Annotated in this window: 21 protein-coding genes; 6 read left to right on the forward strand and 15 right to left on the reverse strand. The window is 42.7% G+C overall.

Annotated elements, in window-relative coordinates; translation table 11 throughout:
* Positions 1–9 precede the first annotated feature (9 nt).
* The 3 genes from QXH45_02630 to QXH45_02640 all read right to left on the reverse strand — a co-directional run bounded on the left by QXH45_02630 (position 10) and on the right by QXH45_02640 (position 3,616).
* Complete coding sequence (locus tag QXH45_02630; protein ID MEM2078136.1) at positions 10–1,206, reverse strand: pyridoxal phosphate-dependent aminotransferase; 1,197 nt, start codon at positions 1,204–1,206, stop codon at positions 10–12.
* 71 nt (positions 1,207–1,277) lie between these two features.
* Positions 1,278–2,621, reverse strand: coding sequence for a tRNA(Ile)(2)-agmatinylcytidine synthase (locus tag QXH45_02635; protein ID MEM2078137.1), 1,344 nt, complete (start codon positions 2,619–2,621; stop codon positions 1,278–1,280).
* Positions 2,618–3,616, reverse strand: a complete 999-nt coding sequence (locus QXH45_02640; GenBank protein MEM2078138.1) for a deoxyhypusine synthase — start codon at positions 3,614–3,616, stop codon at positions 2,618–2,620. Before QXH45_02640 ends, QXH45_02635 begins: the two co-directional genes overlap by 4 nt.
* Positions 3,617–3,680: 64 nt before the next feature.
* Between QXH45_02640 and QXH45_02645 the strand changes: the two genes are divergently transcribed.
* The 3 genes from QXH45_02645 to QXH45_02655 all read left to right on the forward strand — a co-directional run bounded on the left by QXH45_02645 (position 3,681) and on the right by QXH45_02655 (position 6,398).
* On the forward strand, positions 3,681–4,346 hold the full coding sequence (locus QXH45_02645) for a hypothetical protein (GenBank protein MEM2078139.1): 666 nt from the start codon (positions 3,681–3,683) through the stop codon (positions 4,344–4,346).
* A 71-nt stretch (positions 4,347–4,417) separates the two neighbouring features.
* The gene (locus QXH45_02650; protein ID MEM2078140.1) at positions 4,418–5,158 is read left to right on the forward strand and encodes a DNA polymerase sliding clamp; all 741 of its coding nucleotides are present in this window, start codon (positions 4,418–4,420) and stop codon (positions 5,156–5,158) included.
* Between the two features lie 100 nt (positions 5,159–5,258).
* Positions 5,259–6,398, forward strand: a complete 1,140-nt coding sequence (locus QXH45_02655; protein ID MEM2078141.1) for a PhoH family protein — start codon at positions 5,259–5,261, stop codon at positions 6,396–6,398.
* A gap of 13 nt (positions 6,399–6,411) precedes the next feature.
* Here the strand turns inward: QXH45_02655 and QXH45_02660 are convergent, their stop codons facing one another.
* From QXH45_02660 to rimI, 4 genes are all read right to left on the reverse strand, one after another.
* Entirely contained in the window at positions 6,412–7,272 is an 861-nt protein-coding gene (locus tag QXH45_02660; protein ID MEM2078142.1) for a class I SAM-dependent methyltransferase family protein, read from the reverse strand.
* Positions 7,259–7,933 (reverse strand): endonuclease III, encoded by a 675-nt coding sequence (locus tag QXH45_02665; protein ID MEM2078143.1) that lies wholly within the window; start codon positions 7,931–7,933, stop codon positions 7,259–7,261. The genes QXH45_02660 and QXH45_02665 overlap by 14 nt, the downstream gene beginning before the upstream one ends.
* Positions 7,934–7,963: 30 nt before the next feature.
* A complete protein-coding gene (gene asnS / locus QXH45_02670; protein MEM2078144.1) occupies positions 7,964–9,262 on the reverse strand; it encodes an asparagine--tRNA ligase in 1,299 nt (432 codons plus the stop codon).
* A gap of 231 nt (positions 9,263–9,493) precedes the next feature.
* Positions 9,494–10,054: a ribosomal protein S18-alanine N-acetyltransferase gene (gene rimI / locus QXH45_02675; protein MEM2078145.1), complete on the reverse strand. Its 561-nt coding sequence runs from the start codon at positions 10,052–10,054 to the stop codon at positions 9,494–9,496.
* 71 nt (positions 10,055–10,125) lie between these two features.
* On the opposite strand from rimI, the gene coaBC reads away from it, so the two are divergent.
* Positions 10,126–11,346, forward strand: coding sequence for a bifunctional phosphopantothenoylcysteine decarboxylase/phosphopantothenate--cysteine ligase CoaBC (coaBC, locus tag QXH45_02680; GenBank protein ID MEM2078146.1), 1,221 nt, complete (start codon positions 10,126–10,128; stop codon positions 11,344–11,346).
* Here the strand turns inward: coaBC and QXH45_02685 are convergent.
* From QXH45_02685 to apgM, 4 genes are read right to left on the reverse strand one after another with little or no spacing between them, the layout of a single operon-like run.
* Positions 11,337–12,257 carry a hypothetical protein gene (locus QXH45_02685; GenBank protein ID MEM2078147.1) on the reverse strand — a complete coding sequence of 307 codons (921 nt, stop codon included), beginning with the start codon at positions 12,255–12,257 and terminating at the stop codon, positions 11,337–11,339. The genes coaBC and QXH45_02685 overlap by 10 nt on opposite strands.
* A 10-nt stretch (positions 12,258–12,267) precedes the next feature.
* A complete protein-coding gene (locus QXH45_02690) occupies positions 12,268–13,044 on the reverse strand; it encodes a 4-phosphopantoate--beta-alanine ligase (GenBank protein ID MEM2078148.1) in 777 nt (258 codons plus the stop codon).
* Positions 13,028–13,867, reverse strand: a complete 840-nt coding sequence (locus tag QXH45_02695; GenBank protein ID MEM2078149.1) for a kinase — start codon at positions 13,865–13,867, stop codon at positions 13,028–13,030. The genes QXH45_02690 and QXH45_02695 overlap by 17 nt, the downstream gene beginning before the upstream one ends.
* A 5-nt stretch (positions 13,868–13,872) precedes the next feature.
* Entirely contained in the window at positions 13,873–15,174 is a 1,302-nt protein-coding gene (apgM, locus tag QXH45_02700; protein ID MEM2078150.1) for a 2,3-bisphosphoglycerate-independent phosphoglycerate mutase, read from the reverse strand.
* Between the two features lie 79 nt (positions 15,175–15,253).
* Between apgM and QXH45_02705 the strand changes: the two genes are divergently transcribed.
* On the forward strand, positions 15,254–15,991 hold the full coding sequence (locus tag QXH45_02705; GenBank protein ID MEM2078151.1) for an ABC transporter ATP-binding protein: 738 nt from the start codon (positions 15,254–15,256) through the stop codon (positions 15,989–15,991).
* The gene (locus tag QXH45_02710; GenBank protein ID MEM2078152.1) at positions 15,988–17,256 is read left to right on the forward strand and encodes an ABC transporter permease; all 1,269 of its coding nucleotides are present in this window, start codon (positions 15,988–15,990) and stop codon (positions 17,254–17,256) included. The genes QXH45_02705 and QXH45_02710 overlap by 4 nt, the downstream gene beginning before the upstream one ends.
* Before the next feature lies 1 nt (position 17,257).
* Here the strand turns inward: QXH45_02710 and panB are convergent, their stop codons facing one another.
* Genes panB through QXH45_02730 form a run of 4 tightly spaced genes read right to left on the reverse strand, consistent with a single transcriptional unit; the run spans position 17,258 to position 20,504 of the window.
* Complete coding sequence (gene panB, locus QXH45_02715; GenBank protein MEM2078153.1) at positions 17,258–18,067, reverse strand: 3-methyl-2-oxobutanoate hydroxymethyltransferase; 810 nt, start codon at positions 18,065–18,067, stop codon at positions 17,258–17,260.
* Positions 18,057–18,980, reverse strand: coding sequence for a 2-dehydropantoate 2-reductase (locus QXH45_02720; protein ID MEM2078154.1), 924 nt, complete (start codon positions 18,978–18,980; stop codon positions 18,057–18,059). Before QXH45_02720 ends, panB begins: the two co-directional genes overlap by 11 nt.
* Positions 18,981–18,985: 5 nt before the next feature.
* Complete coding sequence (locus tag QXH45_02725) at positions 18,986–19,852, reverse strand: thiamine-phosphate synthase family protein (GenBank protein ID MEM2078155.1); 867 nt, start codon at positions 19,850–19,852, stop codon at positions 18,986–18,988.
* Complete coding sequence (locus tag QXH45_02730; GenBank protein ID MEM2078156.1) at positions 19,827–20,504, reverse strand: hypothetical protein; 678 nt, start codon at positions 20,502–20,504, stop codon at positions 19,827–19,829. The genes QXH45_02725 and QXH45_02730 overlap by 26 nt, the downstream gene beginning before the upstream one ends.
* Between the last annotated feature and the right edge of the window lie 30 nt (positions 20,505–20,534).

Below are 20,534 nucleotides of genomic sequence, written 5' to 3' on the forward strand. Positions count from 1 at the left end.
AGTAGTTCGTTAAACATGTGTTTCAATCCACTCAGCCATGAGCTTGATACCCTTTTCAAGGTCCTGCTCGTTCATTGTGACGAACGTTATTCTCAAATGCCCTTTACCCGAAGGACCAAATATTGACCCGGGCAACGTGATTACGGATTTCTCGTCAGCTATTTTCATAGCGAATCTGAAATCATCCAAATTCAACTTCTCAAGATAGGCGGTAATGTCTGGGAACAAGTACATGCTAGCGACCGGTTTTTGAACCCTAGCTTCAGGCAAATATTTGACCAATGCACTGTATGCAACATCCCGCCTCCTCATATAAACGGGAAGCACGTTCCTCAGGTATTCTTCCTTGAAGCCCATCTCCAAGTAATAGTAGGCAAGCCATTGACTCGGAACCGGGGCGACTATTCCCAACGCTCCTTTCAACTTGACAAGCTCTTTCACCACTTCTCTAGAAGTGTATATGTAGCCTAGTCTTCCGCCCGGAATCGCTATGTCCTTACTGAATGATCCCACGACTACCAAGTTATCGAGTGGAAGATATTTTTCAAGCCATACATGCTTACCTTCATAAACAATGTGCTTGTAGGCGACATCGTATATTACCCATATCTTTTTTTCGACAGCTATTTCGGAAACAGTTTTTGCAACCTCTTCATTGATGATGCGAGAAGTAGGGTTGTCGGGGCTAGCAAACAGAATAGCTTTTGTCTTGCTAGTTATTTTTTCCTTAATACACTCTGGGTCGGGGCTAAAGCCTTTTTCATATGACTGGGGGCATGATTGTACTTTTAGACCTGCGAATTTCGCTAGGTCCCAGTAAACGCTGTAGCATGGTTCGAGTAAAAGGATCTCATCTCCTGGATCAGTTGTTGTAAAAATCGAGAGGACAAGCCCATCCGCGCCGCCTGAAACTATTAATATTTCATCAGGTGAAACTTCAACGCCCCCGTATTTTCGGAGGTCGTTTGATAATGCTTGCCTTAGTTCAAAAAGACCCTGAGTGGGAATATATCTGAAGTGTTTAAAGGGGTCCTCCTTTAATTTCTCAATGAAGAACTCTAGGGCTTTTTTGTCGGGTGGAAGTCCCGGTTGACCAGCCGTGTAATTGTAGACTTTCAATCCTTTACGGGCCAGTTCATCGGCTTTCGCTATGAGAAGCCTTTGCGGGTTTTGCTCTAGGTTTTTAACTCTCGCGGATACATTCATACATATCTCCTCGTATATATTCAATATATACCAATAAATATTCGAAGTATAAAACGATTAGAGCAGAATCGTTAACCCACAAAAAACGATCCTATAGGATGAGGTATAAATCTATTCTTTTCCTTCCCCATTCTTTCTAACGGCTTCATCATGTGCTTGAAAGCACTATATGGTGGTTGATACCATCCCTCGCTTAATCCTCTTTCGACGATTATTATCTTTCTGAAAGAATCTTTAGACCTGAAGCCACACTTCTCGCATTTAAAACCCTTACCTCTCCCTGCACTCTTCAACCGTTTTCCACACCTTGGGCAGGTAGGGTTTTGAAATAAGAATTTTGGTTTGAGACTGACAACTCGGAGCTTTTCTAGGTTTAATGTAGAACCATGTGAAGTGGATGGAGGTCTCACACAGCCCTGAGCTTCTACAACGTCCCCTGGCTCTAGAAGTTCAACTATCTCTCTAAACCACTTGGTAGGCTCGTAGGCGGCTACGTCAATACAGCAGTCACTATCGCATAGTTTGAAAAATACGTGTCCCCCGATCAATCTAACAGGTTTCGAGGAGACTTCGCCGCGCACTCTTACGCACATATAAGGTCGAACGTAACAGATGCTAGCAACCGAGCGAATATGAGCATCCGTGTGCTGATTAGTTCTAAATATTGCTGCGAAATCTGCTTCCTCGCATAACTTCAACATTCTAAAAGCCTCTGTTAAGATTGATGGCGATTCTCCCCTAATCCCTAATAAGACTGGGTCAAACCCTCCAGGAAGGATGAGAACTCGGTTCTCACGGGGATCGTAGTTTAGAATAGTTTCTCCCTTGTAAACCTTATCCATCAATATGATACTTTCCTTGTCAACACATCGATCTTTTTCCAGATTTTCGCTCTTCCTATAAGCCAATAGCTCGTAGGTATAATCTTCATGCTCCATAGTGTTTCCAATGGCGCCGAGGGCTCCTACAACGCCTCGATTGCCATGGAAACACTTTATAATATGTTCTGATCCCTCCAAAGACTTTAGGGCAAGGTCTACTGGAACAATATCGTGGAGGGCCTTCTTGGCGACTCTAACTACGTTGTGATTGACCTGTCCTTTCACGACGATGAAGCAGGGTTGATGTTTAGGATTCTTATATTGTTTAATGTAATCAATCATGATTTCTTCGATAATTTCACTTGTTTCAGATAATCCCATATTCGATATGAACCTGAGGGCGACAGCTCCATTTCCACGAGTTTTCCATGGGACTCCAGGGTTCAATCTAACAAGATTTGGGTAATCAATGAAAACGTTTCCCAGTTCAATTAACTTTTTCGCAATTATAAGTGAGAGATGAGTGGTGCAACCTCCGAAAGGAGAGTCAACATCGTCGATTCCTACATGAAGAATATTTTCCCAATCCGTCATCTTTCCCCAGCTGAAATCTTTTCCTTCTTCAATAAACACTTTGAGCCTGCGATTATTAAAGGCAATATTATTGTTGCATCACCGTAAACAGTGATGGTTTTTCCAAGTGGTTTTATTTTACCCCAGCTTACAGCTTCCCGTGGGTGGGCTCCACTAAGACTTCCATCGTATTCCACTGCCGTCGTAACATAGATGGCGTAGTCGAGGCCTTCCCTGAACTGTGCCCACCATATTGTATGATGTTTGCTTATTCCTCCGCCAACGATCAACGCTCCAAGTTTTTGACTCGAAAACACTAGTTCGGCGAGCTTCTTTTCATCCTCTAGCAAATCTACCTCTAGCCCAATTGTTGATTGGTTGAAAACTATTTGGGAACCGAACGCGCCATCGTAGAAACCTGGAACGAAAACTGGAGTCTTGGCCTCATACGCGGCTCTTAGAATGCTGTTTTCATCATTGATGCGTCTTCCAGCCTCCCATAGAAGTTCGTAGCCGCTCCAACGCCTTCTATCTTTTACGAGTTCTTCGAACAACCTCCTAGAAAACCTCTCCACAGTTAAGCCATAATTCTCTACTGGAATTAAGATGTTTCCCAGCCGGTGGATTTCGACCGCCTTTAAAAAAGCATCATCAAAACCCCAGTCTCCTTTATAATAAACACCACCCGTGCCCCTAGCTATATCGTGGTCTATCATCCCGCACGTGGTAATGACCGCGTTAAAATATCCCTCTCGCAATAATTGCGCTAAAACCCCCCTTAAGCCCGTCGCAACCAAGTTCCCTGTGAAAGACAATATTTTGAAAACGTCTTTATCGAGAAACATGTCTGATAGTATTCTAGCAGCCTTAGACAAGTGGCCCGCCATGAAACCATGGGCTTGCTCGAAGTAGGTTAATAAATCGCACACTGACTCATCTCCTTTGATAGTGTAGTCCTTCACTCTATCTGTTAAAATACGCTTCCTAGCGTCTTCAATGAAACTCGACTCGCTCAAGCAGTTCCACCCAATTCATTTAAAGGATTACTCAATAATAACAATTTTTAAGGAAGATGCTTAAATGCTTGAACAGAACTTAATAACGGCGCTGTTAAAGCATAGAAGGCTCCTCATTGACGAACTCTCGACCCTGACAGGGTTAGACCGTGAAATACTTATGGAAAGACTCGCTGATATAGGCGAATCTGTAAAAATCGTGGGCGAGGAAGTCTTTGTGAGAGATGTTCTAGGGTTGGTGGAGCACGCTCTTGACGCTGGTTTGGAGATAGGTAAGCTTAGCCGACTAGTTAGCTGGAGAGATTTCGAGAATATTGCTTCCGAGATATTGTCAATTCATGGATATGAGACGCTAAACAACCTAGTGGCAAGCACGCCATTTAGGTTTCAAATAGATGTTTTCGCGATTGACACTCCTACTGGAAGAGGATTAGTCGTTGATTGCAAACATTGGGCAACGTCATCACCAAGTAGGTTGGCCGAGGCGGCAAGAAATCATTATGTGAGAACGTTAAAGCTCGCGCAATCGATCAACAGTCTTTCTTTGAAATACCCGATTATTAAAAACACGAGGTATCTCCTACCTATAGTTATAACTCTGACGACGCCGAGTCTTCGTTCCTTCCAAAACGTCCTAATAGTGAGTATAAGGGAATTGAACCGGTTTCTTCAGGAAATCTTCTATGTCATTGAGGAATTCAAGATAAAACCAGTATCGGTGTTAAAATAATTGCTTCTCGCTAAGAAATAAATATGGTTGCAACATTAATTAAAATAGTGCTTACTCATATGGGTGGGTTTATGATTAAAGTAGTCATACCTGAGGCGAAGATTTTCAAAGAATTATTCGAATCAATAGGAAAATTGGTGGATGAAGTATCCCTCAATATCACTAGAGATGAGATATTCTTAAAAGCCATGGATATCTCGGAAGTTGCTCTAATAGAGGTTCATTTTCCTAAAGAAATGTTTTTAGAATTTGTCGTTGATGAGGAGAGATCCCTAGGGTTTTCGACTTCGAGTATTCAGAAAGTATTGAAACACGTCAAGAAAGGCGAGAACCTCATATTAGAGTCGGATGGAGAGTACGTCAGTTTTCACATAGAAGGCCTTGTCAGGAGGGAGTATAAGTTTAGAAACCTGGATGTCCCAGTGCCTGATATACCGCCAGCTCGGCTTGATACTAGAGTCAAGGCTCAAATAATAGCGAGTATAGTTAATAATGCTATTCAGGATGTAGAGGTGGTTGGAAGCTCTATCGAGCTTGAAGCTACATCTTCCAACGAGCTCGTCTTCAGAGGATATGGAACGGGTGTTAATGAAACAAGGTTGAAGCCCGGTTCTACCGGACTAATATTCTTGGAGATAATTGAGCCTTCCAAATCTCAGTATGATGTTTCATATCTGAGAAACATAATACAGTTGTGTAAGGTTTCAGACACGGTCACGCTGGGTTTTTCAACGGATTCTCCCCTCTTAATGGAGTTCATGATTGGAGGGACCGGGAAAGTAAGATATATTATGGCCCCGGCTTCAAAATAAACTGCTTTATTGAGGCAATTACACGTATTGGAGATAAATGGAGTTTAAATCACCATAAATTTATTGAAAAGAAAGAGTATTCGTAGATAGGTGATAATGGATGGAGCGTTCATTGCTGAACATGATAAAACCGCAATCACGAGGGCAAGTCAACCTACTTGAAGCCTTGAGAAACCAAAAATATGAGATTGTGGGGATTTTCGGACCAACAGGAACTGGTAAAAGCTTATTCAGTATTCTATATGGAGTTGAAAGCGTTCTAAACGAGAGATACAAGAGATTCATAATTGCCCGTCCGTTAATCGATGTTACATCCGGAAAAGAGATAACTCCTGCAGACATAGGGGAGCTCTATTATGAGTTGGCATTATCTTATCTTAGAGATATATTATATGGATATGTCGATTGGAAATCTATCGAAGATTTAATTAAGAATTACAGAATAGTTTTGGCAGATTCCCATTATCTGAGGGGAAGAACTTTCGACGACTCCCTTATCTTTCTTGATGATTCACAGAGCATTTCTTTGGAGAGCGCGATTGAAGTCATAACGAGGATTGGGAATAGAAGTAGGCTGATAATAGCTGGAGACCCCATATTTCAAAGGCCTACGGAGAGTAAAAACTCTATTCTACTTCTCAGAGAATTATTACTTAATGAGGATTCTGCAAAGGTGATTGATCTAGGATTAAGGGACATTGTCCGTCCTGGTGCCAAGAAGGGTATTAAACTATTATTGGAATCGAAAATGCGTTCGAGGAAGCTTAATGAAACGGAGAAGCAAATCGTTGATGTGGCACGAGTCCATGCCCCTGATGCAGATTTAATAACTGTTGTTGACCTTATCGACTTAAAGAAGAAATTAGATATTTCTTCAGAGAACACACCGGACTCGTTAATAATAGTTAAAGAAGGGCATCTAGGGAGAATAATAGGGAAAAAAGGAGAGAGAATAGAAGCTATTGAAAAAGATGTGGGCTTGAAGATCAGAGCGACACAATTATCGTTAGACCTTCTCCCGTTAATAAAGGCTGTGCATCCCGTGGGTTGGATTATCAAACACATTGTTGAAGCAGATTTTGCCGGCCCCTTCATGATTGTAAAGATCGATGAGGAAGCCTATGGGGCTTTCGTGGGTCAGAGAGGAGTGTATGCGAGATTTATTGACGGGGTTTTAAACAGATTGATCGGCGCCTCTGTTAGGGTCTACGAGGCTAAGTCTCAAGAATCTAGGAAGTAAGCCCTTTCCTGGTTTAAATTATATTGACGTCTAAGACGACTTGAAATGTCCTCGGACCCACATTTCTCACAACTCTTGAGTTTTGAATAATATATTTTCTAACGTTGAGTTGATCAAGCTTTTCGTTGACAATCCTTGATGACTCGGTCAACGGGTTCATCCCCCTTGTCGTCTTAACGTGAAGGTAGATGTGAACCCATCCCCTACCGTTTCTCAAAGCGGTAAGTGAGTACTTCAAGTACTCTAATGCCAGCTCCGGGTAAGGCATTATAACTCTATCGGCAGTATTTCTTAGAGATTTCTCAATGATTTCTCCAGCATCTCCCAAGAGGGGGATAACTATTTCCTCAACCTTATTGATCCTTATGTTTTCAACCATGTATTCGAAAGCGTACGGATTTATGTCTATGCTGTAGACTTTTTCAGGTTTCGAGTATTTTGCAATTATGATGCTGAACAACCCAGCTCCCGCGAACATGTTGACCACTACTTCCCCTTTGCCCACGAGCTTAGCGATCCTCTTGTGCTCGTAGTTCAGTGTGGGAGATACATATACTTTGTTAATGTCGACTTTAAACTGGCACCCATGCTCTCTATAAATGGTTTCACTACGATGTTCTCCCGCTAAGTGAACGTGTTTCCTCAGTCGATAGTGGCCTTCGATCCCAGGTATCCCGGCCCAAACGGTCTTTACGAAAGGAAATCTGGATAGAATTGCTTCCGCAAGAGGCCTGAGCTCCAAGGGTTGTATGTCCAGAGGGCATCTTATGACTGCGATGTCGCCTATGAACTCAACTCTCTTCCAGATCTTTGAGGCTTTTTCCGCACCGTAGAGCTCCACTGCTAATTCCTTTAATATCTTACCTCGACCCATGGGAGACAACCCTCCTACCGAGCTGGCAATACTCGAGCAGGGGGCAATTGATGCATTGTGGTTTAACCGCTCTGCAGACTCTTCTCCCATGTGTTATCAAGAGAAGATGTAGTGTTAGATAATTCTGAGGAGAGGTATTGGTCGCCCAAAACCTAGATATTTCTACATATCTTCCACCTTCAACGTAACCAAGTCTTTTCGTGACTCTTCTTATGTGAGTGTCTACAGGGAAAACCGGCTTCCCAAAGAACATTAAAAGAGTTACATCCGCGGTCTTATCGCCAATTCCCGGAAACTCAAGAAGTATTTTACGCGAACTATCCGTATCGCTCTTACTGATCAGTTCAATCAAATTTTTTTCGAAGCCTTCATTCGAGAATATCCTGGCTAGCTCAAGTATGACTTGGCTACGGATCCTATGCATCCCAGCCGGCTTAATCCACTCCGAGACCCTCTCTGCTCCAGCCTCGATAATTCCATGTGGAGTAATTCTCCCCAGTTTTTCTCTGAGGTTTTCAAAAGCTTTCATCGCATTCCTATCCGACGTGTTCTGGCTAAGAATTACTCCTATTAAAAACTCGAATAACGAAGTCCTATTTACGCGGAAAATTGTAAATTCATTTTCATCTATTTTGTACTCTTCATCCAATATCCGTTTCATGACGTCTCCGATCTTCAATTTAAAACCTCGCTATGGATATATCCTACCTCTAAACCTAGGGAAAGGCATGGTTTCCCTGATATGGTCTAGTCCTGTAATCCACATCAATATTCTCTCTATCCCTAGGCCGAATCCGCTGTGCGGAACACTTCCGTACTTCCTTAAATCAAGGTACCATTTGTAGTCCTCTGGGTTGTATCCCTGTTCTATTAATCTTTTGACGAGAGTGTCGTAGTCATCTTCGCGTTGCCCGCCTCCTATAATTTCTCCATACCCCTCAGGGGCCAGTAAGTCAAAACCTAACACTACATTAGGGTTGGAGGGGTCGAGCTTCATATAGAAGCTTTTAATATGTCTCGGAAAATGGGTCAGAAAGAAGGGTGCTTCGAAATCCATAGTAAGAATCTTCTCTTCGTCTGCGCCGAGGTCGTCACCCCATTTCACATTGATACCCTTCTTCTGGAGTATTTCTATTGCTTCATCGTACTTGATTCTTGGGTATGGCGTGCTTAGCGCGTATTTAAGTTTACTTGCATCTCTTCCAAGCTGTTCAAGCTCGCTTTTCCTTTCTTCAAGAACTTTTGAGACTATATGAGAGACGAGTTCTTCGGCCACCTTCATCATATCATTCATGTCATACCAAGCGGCCTCCGGCTCCAGGTGCCAATACTCTGCTAGATGACGTCTAGTCCTGGATTTCTCGGCCCTGAAGCTAGGTGTCAGGCTATACACTTTCTCCAAAGTATAAATCAATACTTCAAGGTACAGCTGAGCACTCTGGCTGAGAAATGCTGTTCGTTCGAAATACTGAACTGGGAAAAGGGTTGCTCCGCCCTCACACGCCGATGCGGTGAGAATGGGGGGTGTTACTTCCCACCAACCATTCTTGTTAAAATATTCTCTTCCAGCCCTTAGTATTGTATGTTTGATTTTATAGAGTGAAGCGTACTTTGGACTACGGATCCATAAATGTCTCATATCCAAAAGGTATTCTAGACCTTCACCACCCTTTATTGGAAAATCCTTACTTTCTCCTACGATCTGAAACGAGTTTGCATGGAGTTCAAGACCCCCAGGCGCCTTGGGTTCTTCGCGAACGATTCCACACGTGATGACGCTTGCTTCAAGTCCTATGTTCTTCAAGTAATTAACGAGCTCTTCTCCGAACCTAGAGGCATCGACTACCACTTGAATGACGCCTGTCGAGTCTCTAACTCTTATGAAGGCTTTTCCTCCCACCACGCTTCTGCGGTATATCCATCCTCTTATACATATCTGGCTATCGGTCAGTCTCTGAGCGAAGATTGAATCTATGGGAGTGAACTCCAACATCACGCACCATTGTCCTGTCTAGAATATGATTAAGAAGTGGTTATTTAAGATGTCTATGCTTCAATTGCGAGAGAGGTTTGGTTCTGATATAGGTTTTAAACATGGGATGCGATTACCTCGGAGAGGATTAAGCAACTCCGCGGGTTAGGAGTCCGTGCAGTAATTTCGCGGAATAGTGATATGAAGCGATATGAACAGATATAGAACCTAGAACAGTTAGACCAGGGTCTATGGCAGTGAGCGTGCCATGATATATGCATCTTCTCCATCTAAATAGTATTGCTTTTCAACTCGAATCTTAACGTATCCTATCTTCTCATATAACCTTATGGCTGGCATGTTGCTTACTCTTACCTCTAAATAGGTCTCAGAGCACCCGTAGTTCTCATAAAGGCTTTTTAACGCGTAAGCCATTAGCCCAAGACCTAGGGCTCTTCCACGGTGTTCTTCAAGCACTGCGATGCTGACAATATGGCCACTCTTAACTAAGAGGGTTTTGAAAAATCCTGGCTTGTACTCCACACGGCTCATAATGTACCCAACTATCTCGCCTGAGGGGGATTCAGCAACGAAGAATGATTTGTCATATGACTTAAGCAGTTCTTCGAAAAAAGCCTTAGGGTAGTTTTCCGGTAAGGATTCGCGATTTATGCGTATGACAGAGTCTATATCATCCATCTTAGCTAGCCTGATTACATATCCGGGTGACCTAGTTGACAGGGCGTGCAAGGCTTCCTCATAGATCTTGGATATATGAGGCGAAGGTGGTTTTTCCTTTTTGAAAAGCATTATATCACCGCGCGCAACTACGATATTATAATTAGATCTTTTAATAAAATATTATCGTATGGGAGTTAACCATGCTTAAAGAGGAGATTGGTAAGAAAGAATATGGTGCATTAATTGGAAAGCACATAGCTTTAGGAGTTACAGGTTCAGTAGCTGCTTACAAGTCTGTTGACTTGGCGAGAAGGCTTATAAGGATGGGAGCTGAAATCAAACCCATCCTAACCAGGTTCGCCACGAGGCTTATAGGGCCTGATTTACTATGGTGGGCAACTGGATCTAAACCACTGTTTGAAATGACTGGCGAGACGGAGCACATAGATGTGGCGAAATGGTCTGATGCATTAGTGATTGCCCCGGCGACACTGAACACTATGAGTAAGATTGCACACGGAATACTTGACGAGTTGCTCTCTCTGACTGCAACCACCATGATGGGGGATGGTAAGAAAGTATTGTTCGTTCCGACAATGAATTTAAGATTGTTCAACTCTCCCCAATACGATAAGGCGAGAAAGTTGTTGGAAGAATATGGGGCGATCATTTTGCCACCGTTTATCGAGGAAGACAAGGCTAAGTTTCCCCCGATGGATGACCTTGCACACTGTATTGATGCCGTAGTGAACAGAGGCCTGGATTTGAAAGGAAAGCGAGTGCTCGTTACCGCTGGACCAACTAGGGAGTATATTGACCCTGTTCGCGTAATAACTAATTCAAGCAGCGGTCTCATGGGGATTCTAATAGCTCGCGAAGCGACTTGTAGAGGGGCGGAAGTGGATTTAATTCTCGGACCCACGCACTTATCACCTCCTTACATGGCTCACACCATTAGGGTTGAAACGACTATTGAAATGGCAAATGCCGTTGAGAAACTGACAACAGATAAAAGGTATGATGCAGGAATCTTTGCAGCTGCTCCTGCAGATTTTACTCCGAAGACTGCATTCGATATAAAAATCTCAACCAGAAGTACAAGCACTCTACTACTAGAACTTGCTCCTACGAGAAAGGTCTTGAAGTCAATTATACATAGGCCCGGCAAGATGATAGGTTACGCTGCCGAGACCGCTTCCAGCCAAGCTGAACTAGTGGACAAGGGAAGGGTTAAGCTGGATGATTACAAGCTCGACTTGGTAGTAGCCAATAACATATTATCCGAGAAGGCGGGGTTCTCAAAGCCCCTCTTAGATGTTTGCTACGTATGGGGTAATGGTTTTAGATGTGTAGGCGAAACTTTTAAGGAACTCGTGGCAAGGTTTGTCATAGACTATATCAGCGAGGGAAACTATTCTTGAAATAAAGTGTTTTTTACTATCTCAGGTATTGATCCGAAAACCTCGTGGACCCTGTCAGCATAGCTTTCTTCTATTATATGGAAGAAATCATCGAGTTTTCTCTCTGCATCATTGATTAGTAGATCTCTCAGGGGGCGGGGGTCGTAATAATCAACTCCATTTAATAGTGAAGTAGAAAAGTACCACAAAGTTTTCCTAACCTTCCTCCCTCTAATTGGGGAGGTGCTGAAGCCCTTACACGTAAATCCCGAGTGTATTACGAAAATCCTATCGATACTCAGATCTAGTGGCATATTGGGGTATCTAGTTGCTAAGTCTATATACTCGTATCCGTGCTTAGTCGAGCCATCGGGAACCATTTTTATATCGTAAAGCTCTTTTATCCTTGGGTCGTAAACCAACACTGTTGTTCCGCTGACAACTTTGAGGGGACGAGAAATTCTTATTAAAGTATTCTCTGTTGATAGTACTCTTGCTCCGAGATAGTACGCTAGGGCACTTACAGAGCTTTTACCCGAATGAGGGTATCCTAGGAATAATATGACTTTTCCATTACTTTCCACAGCGACCGAGTCAGTTATCAAAATACTGTCATGTTTAATGGATGCGTAAGCGAACACCTGAAGCAGGAAGAATACGGGGGATTCGTTGACATATGGAGCGGGATAATCACCCTCCACAATAAATATTGATGGAAGTCCTATTGAGGATAAGTTTTTCGTTAATAAGGTAAAGCCGGTTGGCTTATACAACCAGTATATAATTACATCAGATTGACATTCGTTTATCACATGAAACTTTGGCAGATATCTCCTGCTGAAAGAATCTTCAAGGGCTTTGATGAACTTATCTGGATACTGAGTAAATATCTGGATTTCTGCATCTCCCGTTTTAAGACAGAGGGGTTTCATTTGGCCCTCCTCAGAACTTTATTTGTAAACCTTTTGAAGCGAGCTCAGAGAGTCTTGATGTGATGAATTTTAATGCTTCTCGCAGAACTTCGTCATTATTGTATGTCTCGATCACGGTTTTTAGAAATTCTTCATCCCTATTCTTGAATTCTATCACCTTCCTAGTTATTTGTGGAACAGCCCTGACCACGTTGTCAACTATCGTTATATCGGCAGTCCTCGCAGTTCTCGATAGAGGGTTTAAATCTATAGTTATAACTTTCTTCCCGATTCTTTTGAGAGCTTCTGTACGATCCCCGTCCTCTAATGGAACTAGTACGACGTCAGCTATCAAGATACCCCGGGGGCTCACTCTCCTCCTTTCACTGAAGAGTTCAGGTATTACTGCAGAGGCATCATCTCCCACTCCAAGGACTTCCCTGGCTCCGTTAGCCTCCAGAAGCCTCTTAATGGCTTCTTCCCTCTCCCTCGATCTATAAAATAGATTTACTTCGATGCGGGCACCAGAGACCTCTGCTAGCTTGACTATTTGATCAGGTACTAGGGCTGCTACATTTCCGTTAACAGATATGACAGGGTATTTTGCGAGCAATAATGCGGCGGCAGCGGCTTCAATAGCTTTGAGCGCGAAGGACTGGGTCTTTTCTCCTATTAAATAGTCGAAGCATTCACCTCTTCCATGAGCAATTAACCCCTCAGGAGCAACTACTCCGTTTCTGAAGCCTTCAACAAGCTTTTCTCTCACTAACAAGCTTTCTCGTCTAGGGTGATTAGGCGGTATGTTCAATGTCGACACCCTGCTTTGAAATCTCGCACTCATATACTGATAATTTCTTATTAGATAAAATATCAACTATTTCGCTCACACTATCTTTTTCCACCCATATAATTAATGCTGATTTTTTAAGGTAGAATCCAACAACACCAGAATGATTGTATAGCTCGCTTGGTACTGCAGAGTAATCAAAAATTCTCATAGTGAATTCTCTAGCCGCGTGAAAAAACTCCACCAAATCCTCAGTATTCTCCACCCTCCTAAGTAGGAGCAACCCTCTCTGGTAGTGTTCTAACGGAGTTCTCTTAAGCATGTCGACAGTTGACTCTGTCCGTGGTAAGCTCGCCACCACAAGTTTAACAGGGTGTCTCAACGGGATTCTTAAAGCTGAACCAATTCCAGGGGGTCCGGGTGCCGTGCGGATTACGAAGCCGCCGTAATATTGTGAAATAACATCCCCTAAGCCTGTTCCATGTATTACTTCTAGTTCGTGGGCCTTTTGAAACGCCCTAATAGATGGCTTCCCTGATTGAAAAGCGTTTGCGAGTGACTGAGAGATCAAAAGTGATGAAGATGTTGCGAACCCTGTGCCAAGGATGAACGGAGTTTCTACTCTTACTCCGGCCTTAGTTTGAAAGTAATTGCATATAACTTCAGCCTGCTCTTTCATCACTTCTTGACCGTTTAGGAGAATTGTGCATTCATCTTCAACTACTAGTGCCCTGCTTGTAATGGATATGTTTAGCCCGGCCCCTATGCTGCCGCTTTTTAACGGGTGTTGAGCCCTCACCGGGATCCATAAACCCGAAATATGATGCGGGATCTTTATGATCAAAAATCTCACTCCTTTAGTTGCTCTACCACCATTGGTAAGAGCATCCATCCATGATCCAAGACTCCAATGCTTCCTTTTGCGCACTCCTTCTCAGTAAACTTGGTTACGCCATCTGGCTCTATTCCCGGAGCATAAAACGCGACAGGAACCGGGTCATCTGTGTGAGATCGAACCAGTGGTGGCGTCGCGTGGTCAGCTGTCACTATGAGTGCTACTTGTCCAAACACTTTGTCCAACAATGGGCGAACATAAAACTTGTCTATCTCCTCCACTTTATTCTTTTTCAACTCTAAATCCCCGTCATGACCCGGCTCATCAGGACCCTTCAAATGCACATATACTATGTCTGAGATTCTTAATGCTTCAAGGGTTTTCTCCACTCTTATCCTGTAATCGCGCTCAGGATCTCCCGTTGGAGGATCCATAATCAGAGTTTCTGCTCCGAAGGCTCTTCCAATACCTATTTCAACCGGCATTTCAGCGAGGACAGTGAACTTACTTTGATATTTAATGCCTAATGGAGTGGCTCTGGGGAAGCGTCCTCCAGCATCCCTGATGAGTAAAACATTAGCGGGCGGAAGACCACGTTGCACCCTAGCCTTGTTCACTGGGTGTCTATCCAGTATCTCTATTGTTTTCTTGACGAACATGTTTGCCAGTTCAGCTGTTATCTTAGCTTCTTCCGAATTGTCTAATGGAGTGATTTCCCTCAAATAGGGCTTAAAAGATTGGACGGCAACGCTCACTAATCCATGTCTAGAGTATGCTGGGTCATTGTTTTCAACCATAGGCGAGAGCTTGTGCTTCTTGCTCCCTATAATCACTACTGCTCTGTGACCGATGGTTGCAACAACCCTGGCATATCCTTCATATTTTTCCAAAGACATATTGTCTAGATCCTTCGCAAGAAGCCGTGCCTCCTCGCTTGAAAGACTTCTTCCAACTCTTCTATCCATGATTTTTAAAGTTGAGGGATTTATTGTGGCGAAATTGGCTCGAAATGCTATCTCATATCCCTCCTTAATACTTAACCCCGCTCCTAGGGCTTCCAAAGGCCCTCTACCGGTGTAAACCTCGTGAGGGTCGTAGCCGAGGAGTGATATAACGGCTTCATCGCTCTCAGGGGCAATCCCCTTTCCAACCGTGTACATGAGACCGCATTTAGAATTCCTAGCAATTAAGTCCAATCCCGGTTTTTCAGCTATCTCTAAAGTCGTAGTAGGGTCAGATACTCGATCCCCAACACCGTCAAGTACGAGATATATCAGTTTATGCTTGAGCATCTTTAATACCACCCAGGGTATCATATGAGACTCCATGGTTAAAATATGTGTCCTTTGTTAACTATATTAAGATGAACGGAAATTATTTGAATGCGTGTTGAAAATGCCTCAGAGTGCCGTGTTAGCGACTAATTTGACGAAAATATATGGTAAGAAAACCGTGGGAGTTAAATCGTTGAGCCTAGAGATCAAGGATGGAGAAATATATGGCCTAATAGGTCCTAATGGAAGCGGTAAAACGACTACTCTACGGATAATAGCTACACTACTAAAACCTTCGGATGGCGAGGTTTTTGTTTACGGGGTGAGCGTGAATAAAAACCCACTAGAAGCAAGAAAACTCTTAAACTATCTTCCCGAGGAGGCTGGAGCTTATAGGGATTTAACAGGGCTCGATTTCATTAGATTCATGCTCTCAGTCCGTTTCTCGGGTCGGAGACTCGAGGAAGCCGTGAGTGAAGCTATCGATATAGCCGACTTGGGGAATGACTTGAAAAAACCTATTCGAGGCTACAGTAAAGGTATGAAGAGGATGGTTGCATTAAGCACCGTGCTAGCCTCTCGCCCTAAGCTTTTAATCCTTGATGAGCCTACGAGCGGCTTGGATGTTGAAAGGAGCATCTATGTTAGAAATATGATCAAGAGGTATAATAAAGAATATGGTATAACCGTTTTGATAAGTAGCCACAACATGCTGGAGGTGGAATACTTGTGTAATAAGGTTGGGATCTTGTACAAGGGAGTGCTTCTGGCCGAGGGTAGTGTAAGCGACCTCAAGGCTAAGACTGGGGCTCAAAACCTAGAGGAAGTGTTTCTAAAGATTAAGGGGAGAGGCGCATGAGTTTAAGACCATTAGTCATTAGAGAGGTAAAAGCATTCGTTAAAAATCCAGCATTTATCTTCAGTCTCATACTTATTTTTATCTTCTATGGTGTGTTGGGACAGCTCATATCTGCTGGTGTTCAAACCGCTGTTCAGGAAACAGTGAAAGTGCAAGTAGGCCTTGTTCAACTTGATGAAAGCGAGTTCGCTAAGAAAGTAGTGGAGATTGCTAATCACACAATGGGAGGAAGATTGCAATTAGTCCCCAGTGTGGAATATGGACTATCAAGATACGACTTAGTTGTCGTTTTACCATCAGACTTCACGGTGAGAGCTCTCAGCTTGAATGAATCACTTCATATTGAGACGTATGTAAAAGTAGATACGGTTTCACCCGTCGTTAGTGGAGCTAAAACCAATTTGGCTTACCAGGTTAGCGACTTTATCAGTAAGTCGGCAACGTATGTGATTGCATTAGAACGAAACATTGATCCCTCTCTTATCAATAAGGCTGTCTCCGTTAATTCAACAGTTCAAGTTTATGGTAAAACCATGAGAATGGAGGAATATTCGGCTTTTTCAACAATAACAGGATTCCTACCACTGGTTATTGCTGTAATAATAGGAGTTAATTCGATGTATGCCTCTCAGTTCACGGCTGTCGAGAAGGTAGAGAAAGCCTTTGAAATGTTGTTGGCCCAACCGATCCCGAGGCGAAACGTGGTTTTCGCTAAAATAATCGGCTCCATAATAGCTTCTCTATTAATGGGTCTTGCATACTTCGCCGGAATATTACTTCTACTCTCGGGTTCGCTGAGCACTCCACAGGGCGTCGATCAAGGAGCAGTAAACCTCGCAGAATTCGTCTATACCAAGATCGGGGTCGATCCACTGATAATATCAATAGCTTCTATAGTGTTAGGATTGATTTACTCAGGTGCGATAGGAGTTACTCTCGGCTCGATAGTTTCTGATGAAAGGATTGCGGGGGCAATTACTACACCTATAATGTTCGTCTTCATAGGAGTCGGCTATGCACTAATATTCATAGGATTACCAGTGAATCTGACCACAGGCATCATTGCAGGTATAACAATTGCCCCCCTTCCAGTGGTAGCAATTGTTTCCAGTATGCTAGGAGACTACACAACTCTTACGGTGTCCTTAATATCCGCTGTCATTTCAACAATTATCGTCATGAGCCTAGCCATATATATCTTCAATAGGGATATCGTGGTACTAGGTTTACGAATTGGAAAATTAAGGATGAAGGAAAAATCATAACCTAAAGGTCTTTTTTCTCTATAAAGTAGTGCTCTGGGCCAGGAAACTTACCTGTTTTAACCTCTTCTACATAAGTTTTGACTGCAGATGAAATAGCTTCTCTCAATCTAGCATATTGTTTAGAGAATGGAGGGGGATTTTCAGTTAAGCCCAAAACGTCATGAAACACTAATACCTGTCCATCACACCATGGGCCACTTCCGATACAAATGGTAGGTATGCTTAGTTCCTCGGTTATTTCCTTTGCGACGTCTGCAGAGGTAAATTCAATTACTATGGAAAACGCCCCTGTTTTTTCTAAGACCCTAGCATCTTCTATTATTCTTTCTCTTTCTTTATCAGTAATTCCTCTTTTCCTGTAGCCTCCTATTAGCATAGATCTTTGAGGATTTAGACCTATATGTCCCATGACCGGGATCCCCGCCCTTACCAAGGCTCTTACGGTCTCCTCGTACTCGAACCCTCCTTCAAGTTTAACAGCCTCTGCTCCAATCTTCATCAACAAGCCAGCGTTCCTAACGGCATCTTCAATGCTAGTTTCGTAACTTAAAAAAGGCATGTCAGCTACAATGAGCGCGCGAGGCTGTGCTCTAACGACGCTAGACAGGTGGAGCACCATCATCTCCATAGTTACAGGTATAGTTGATGAGAACCCATGTGAAACCATCCCAACACTATCTCCTACTAAAATCATGTCAACCCCTGCGGCATCAACCAGTTTCGCAGATAAATAGTCGTAAGCAGTAATCATTGCTATTTTTTCATGATTTTTCATTTTGAGAATCGTTTTAACAGTTACTTTATTCGCCATTTTCCTCCCCCTCTAACAAATGAATTAAACGTGTAATAAAGAAATTCAAGCTTCCTCGCCCCAACTCTCTTGCTAAAAATCCGTTGATATAATCTATCTCGGTTCGTTTCTTTCTCAATATATCTTGGAGCATGCTTGATTTATTCTCCCTTGTTAATTCGACATTCCTGATGATATAGCTCACTAATCCCTCTTTTTCAAACGAAAACCCATACTTCTTGGCTACTTGAATGAATTCTTCAATAAGCTGATCAACAAGTTCCCTAGCGTCTTCATCTAAAATAATCTTGTTCCTCTTCCGTGTTAGAGCAGTGATCGGGTTCACAATACTATTTAATGCTAGCTTGAGCCATCTATAGTAATCTATGTTAGAAGTGATTCTAAAATCACACCCGCCTCTTATAAATACCGTTTGTAACTCTTTTAGCTCATAGCATATCCTTCCGGGGCAACCAGTTATTATGGTTTTTCCCCCAGAATACGTTATGGATGAGGGCGAGTCACGTTCGGAACCAATGAATGCGACTCCAACAGCTACTTTAACATTAGCGAGTTTCTCGGCAACCAATTCGTAGCTTCCAATTCCATTTTGAAGCATTATGATCACGGTATCTCCGTGAGATAGTTTTTTCATCAAATCGATTGTAGCTTCGACATCGTAGGCTTTAACCGAGTTAATGATGAAGTCGCACTCGTCAACAGGGTTTGATGAGATACGAGGTTGTATTGGAACCAAGTAAACTTCTCTCTGGTGCGGGATGCGAATGAGGATACCACGTGTATCTAGGATTGACTTGACACTCGTCTCTGACCTATAGTAGACGGGAATGTTGAATAATCCTCCTTTATATAGAAAGTAAGCAAGCACTCCTCCAATGCTTCCTCCTCCAACAATACATACGTTCCTCGGCATTTCCATCACTGCAGTAGCAAATCAATGATATTTTCTAATTCATTAAAATCCGCTGTGAACAAGTAGATAACAGGCTCAAGCCCCGTTCCTCCTCTGTCAGCAATTACATCTGGTTTCTTCAAGGCCGCATTCTCCATGGCTACCCAGAAAGAATCCAGATTGCTATGAGGACCTGTTTCTTCAACACGCAGGTTAAAGGTCTCGAGCCTCGATAATATTGCTCGATCGTATTTTACGTTAAACCCGATCTTCTTTGAACTGTTGTATTTTGAAATGATTAGTAAGAGCCTTGAAAGGTGGCGGCTACCACCGTAGAAAGGTTCTCCAGTTACTACTATACCCGTCAAAGTCTTCGTGATCCTCCCTGTTAAACCTATAACACCAGCTTCCGAGCTCGGGGGCTCCGGTGCATATACGAGATTACTACCTACCTCGGGCAATAATTTGGCCAATCCCGGTTTCGAGACATACCGCGATAGAATAATTTTGTAAATTTCTACATGAGGATCTTTGAGTAGACCTCTAGCGCAGTCTTCACGTAGTTCTTGATATTCCCTGCACGCGATAATTGCAGCCATGTGTGCGGTAAACCCGTGCGAAGTGATCACGAACCTTGAGTACTGATTGTTTACCGCAATTTCAGCCAAGATTTTACAGTAGTGGAGAACAATACTTTGATCTAGCCCATGCTTTTCTAATTTACTTAAATAATCTTCAAGAGGTTTTTTCAACAATTTGTGAACGAGTGGTTGAGTTATGTTCAAAATGCTCGCTATCCTATGCTGACTTAGCCCCCTTGATTTTAACTCATGCGCGAGTATCCCTCTTATATTAGGAAGTATGATCTCACTGACTATGTCCTCTATAATCATTTTTCGCAACGTCCTCCCGATACATCCCGTATGTGACTTTGGATCCTGCGGCGCGTTCCCTCTCAATTCTTCTAGATATTTTATCGGCTAGTGAGAATATTTCTTTTATAAAGCTGATCTCGTTTTCAAAAAAGTCTTCGTAGTTATACATTTCTTCGACAAGTTTTACTAATTGTTCTATTTCGTTAAACACGAGGGCCCGGAACTTAGTCTTATCAGCTGGAGTCAAGTTGGGCTTAACGATTAGCCTTTGAAGCGTAGAGTAGATCTCTTCGGGCTCAAGAGATCTGTATTTTATAGCGATTAATCTAATTTTTGGGTCTTCAAAGGTGTTTGAAGAATCACTCGAAAATAGGGCTTGTTCAACCGAATCGATATCCTTAAAACGCCACCATGTTTGATTGCTTGAGGAGTAGGTTTTTTCAATAATACCATATTCTTTCTCGAGCATTCTTACTAAATTTACGGGATTGTATGAAAAACCAAGGGTATTTAGTCTCAAAATCAAGTGTTTGAAACTAAAATCTCCTAGCTTGTGGTCGATATTAGGGTCCTTGGCGATAGAAAGAGCTGTCTTTAGAACTATATGCCCTTTCTCACCATATTTCTGTAAAAACGAGAGAACATTCTCCCTTAAGTTATTCGTAAACAATCAAAACCCCTATAATAATAAAAGAGGTCC

Origin of the sequence: Thermosphaera sp. (assembly GCA_038827615.1) — an archaeon.
Classification (GTDB): Archaea; Thermoproteota; Thermoprotei_A; order Sulfolobales; family Desulfurococcaceae; genus Thermosphaera.

Coding starts and splice junctions, on each gene's coding strand:
- QXH45_02655 (MEM2078141.1), top strand. CDS start 5,259: ATGGAGCGTTCATTGCTGAACATGATAAAACCGCAATCACGAGGGCAA.
- QXH45_02720 (MEM2078154.1), bottom strand. CDS start 18,980: ATGCCGAGGAACGTATGTATTGTTGGAGGAGGAAGCATTGGAGGAGTG.
- QXH45_02725 (MEM2078155.1), bottom strand. CDS start 19,852: ATGATTATAGAGGACATAGTCAGTGAGATCATACTTCCTAATATAAGA.
- QXH45_02665 (MEM2078143.1), bottom strand. CDS start 7,933: ATGAAACGGATATTGGATGAAGAGTACAAAATAGATGAAAATGAATTT.
- QXH45_02645 (MEM2078139.1), top strand. CDS start 3,681: ATGCTTGAACAGAACTTAATAACGGCGCTGTTAAAGCATAGAAGGCTC.
- QXH45_02710 (MEM2078152.1), top strand. CDS start 15,988: ATGAGTTTAAGACCATTAGTCATTAGAGAGGTAAAAGCATTCGTTAAA.
- coaBC (MEM2078146.1), top strand. CDS start 10,126: ATGCTTAAAGAGGAGATTGGTAAGAAAGAATATGGTGCATTAATTGGA.
- QXH45_02685 (MEM2078147.1), bottom strand. CDS start 12,257: ATGAAACCCCTCTGTCTTAAAACGGGAGATGCAGAAATCCAGATATTT.
- QXH45_02650 (MEM2078140.1), top strand. CDS start 4,418: ATGATTAAAGTAGTCATACCTGAGGCGAAGATTTTCAAAGAATTATTC.
- QXH45_02630 (MEM2078136.1), bottom strand. CDS start 1,206: ATGAATGTATCCGCGAGAGTTAAAAACCTAGAGCAAAACCCGCAAAGG.
- apgM (MEM2078150.1), bottom strand. CDS start 15,174: ATGATACCCTGGGTGGTATTAAAGATGCTCAAGCATAAACTGATATAT.
- rimI (MEM2078145.1), bottom strand. CDS start 10,054: ATGCTTTTCAAAAAGGAAAAACCACCTTCGCCTCATATATCCAAGATC.
- QXH45_02635 (MEM2078137.1), bottom strand. CDS start 2,621: ATGACGGATTGGGAAAATATTCTTCATGTAGGAATCGACGATGTTGAC.
- QXH45_02705 (MEM2078151.1), top strand. CDS start 15,254: ATGCCTCAGAGTGCCGTGTTAGCGACTAATTTGACGAAAATATATGGT.
- panB (MEM2078153.1), bottom strand. CDS start 18,067: ATGGCGAATAAAGTAACTGTTAAAACGATTCTCAAAATGAAAAATCAT.
- QXH45_02660 (MEM2078142.1), bottom strand. CDS start 7,272: ATGGGTCGAGGTAAGATATTAAAGGAATTAGCAGTGGAGCTCTACGGT.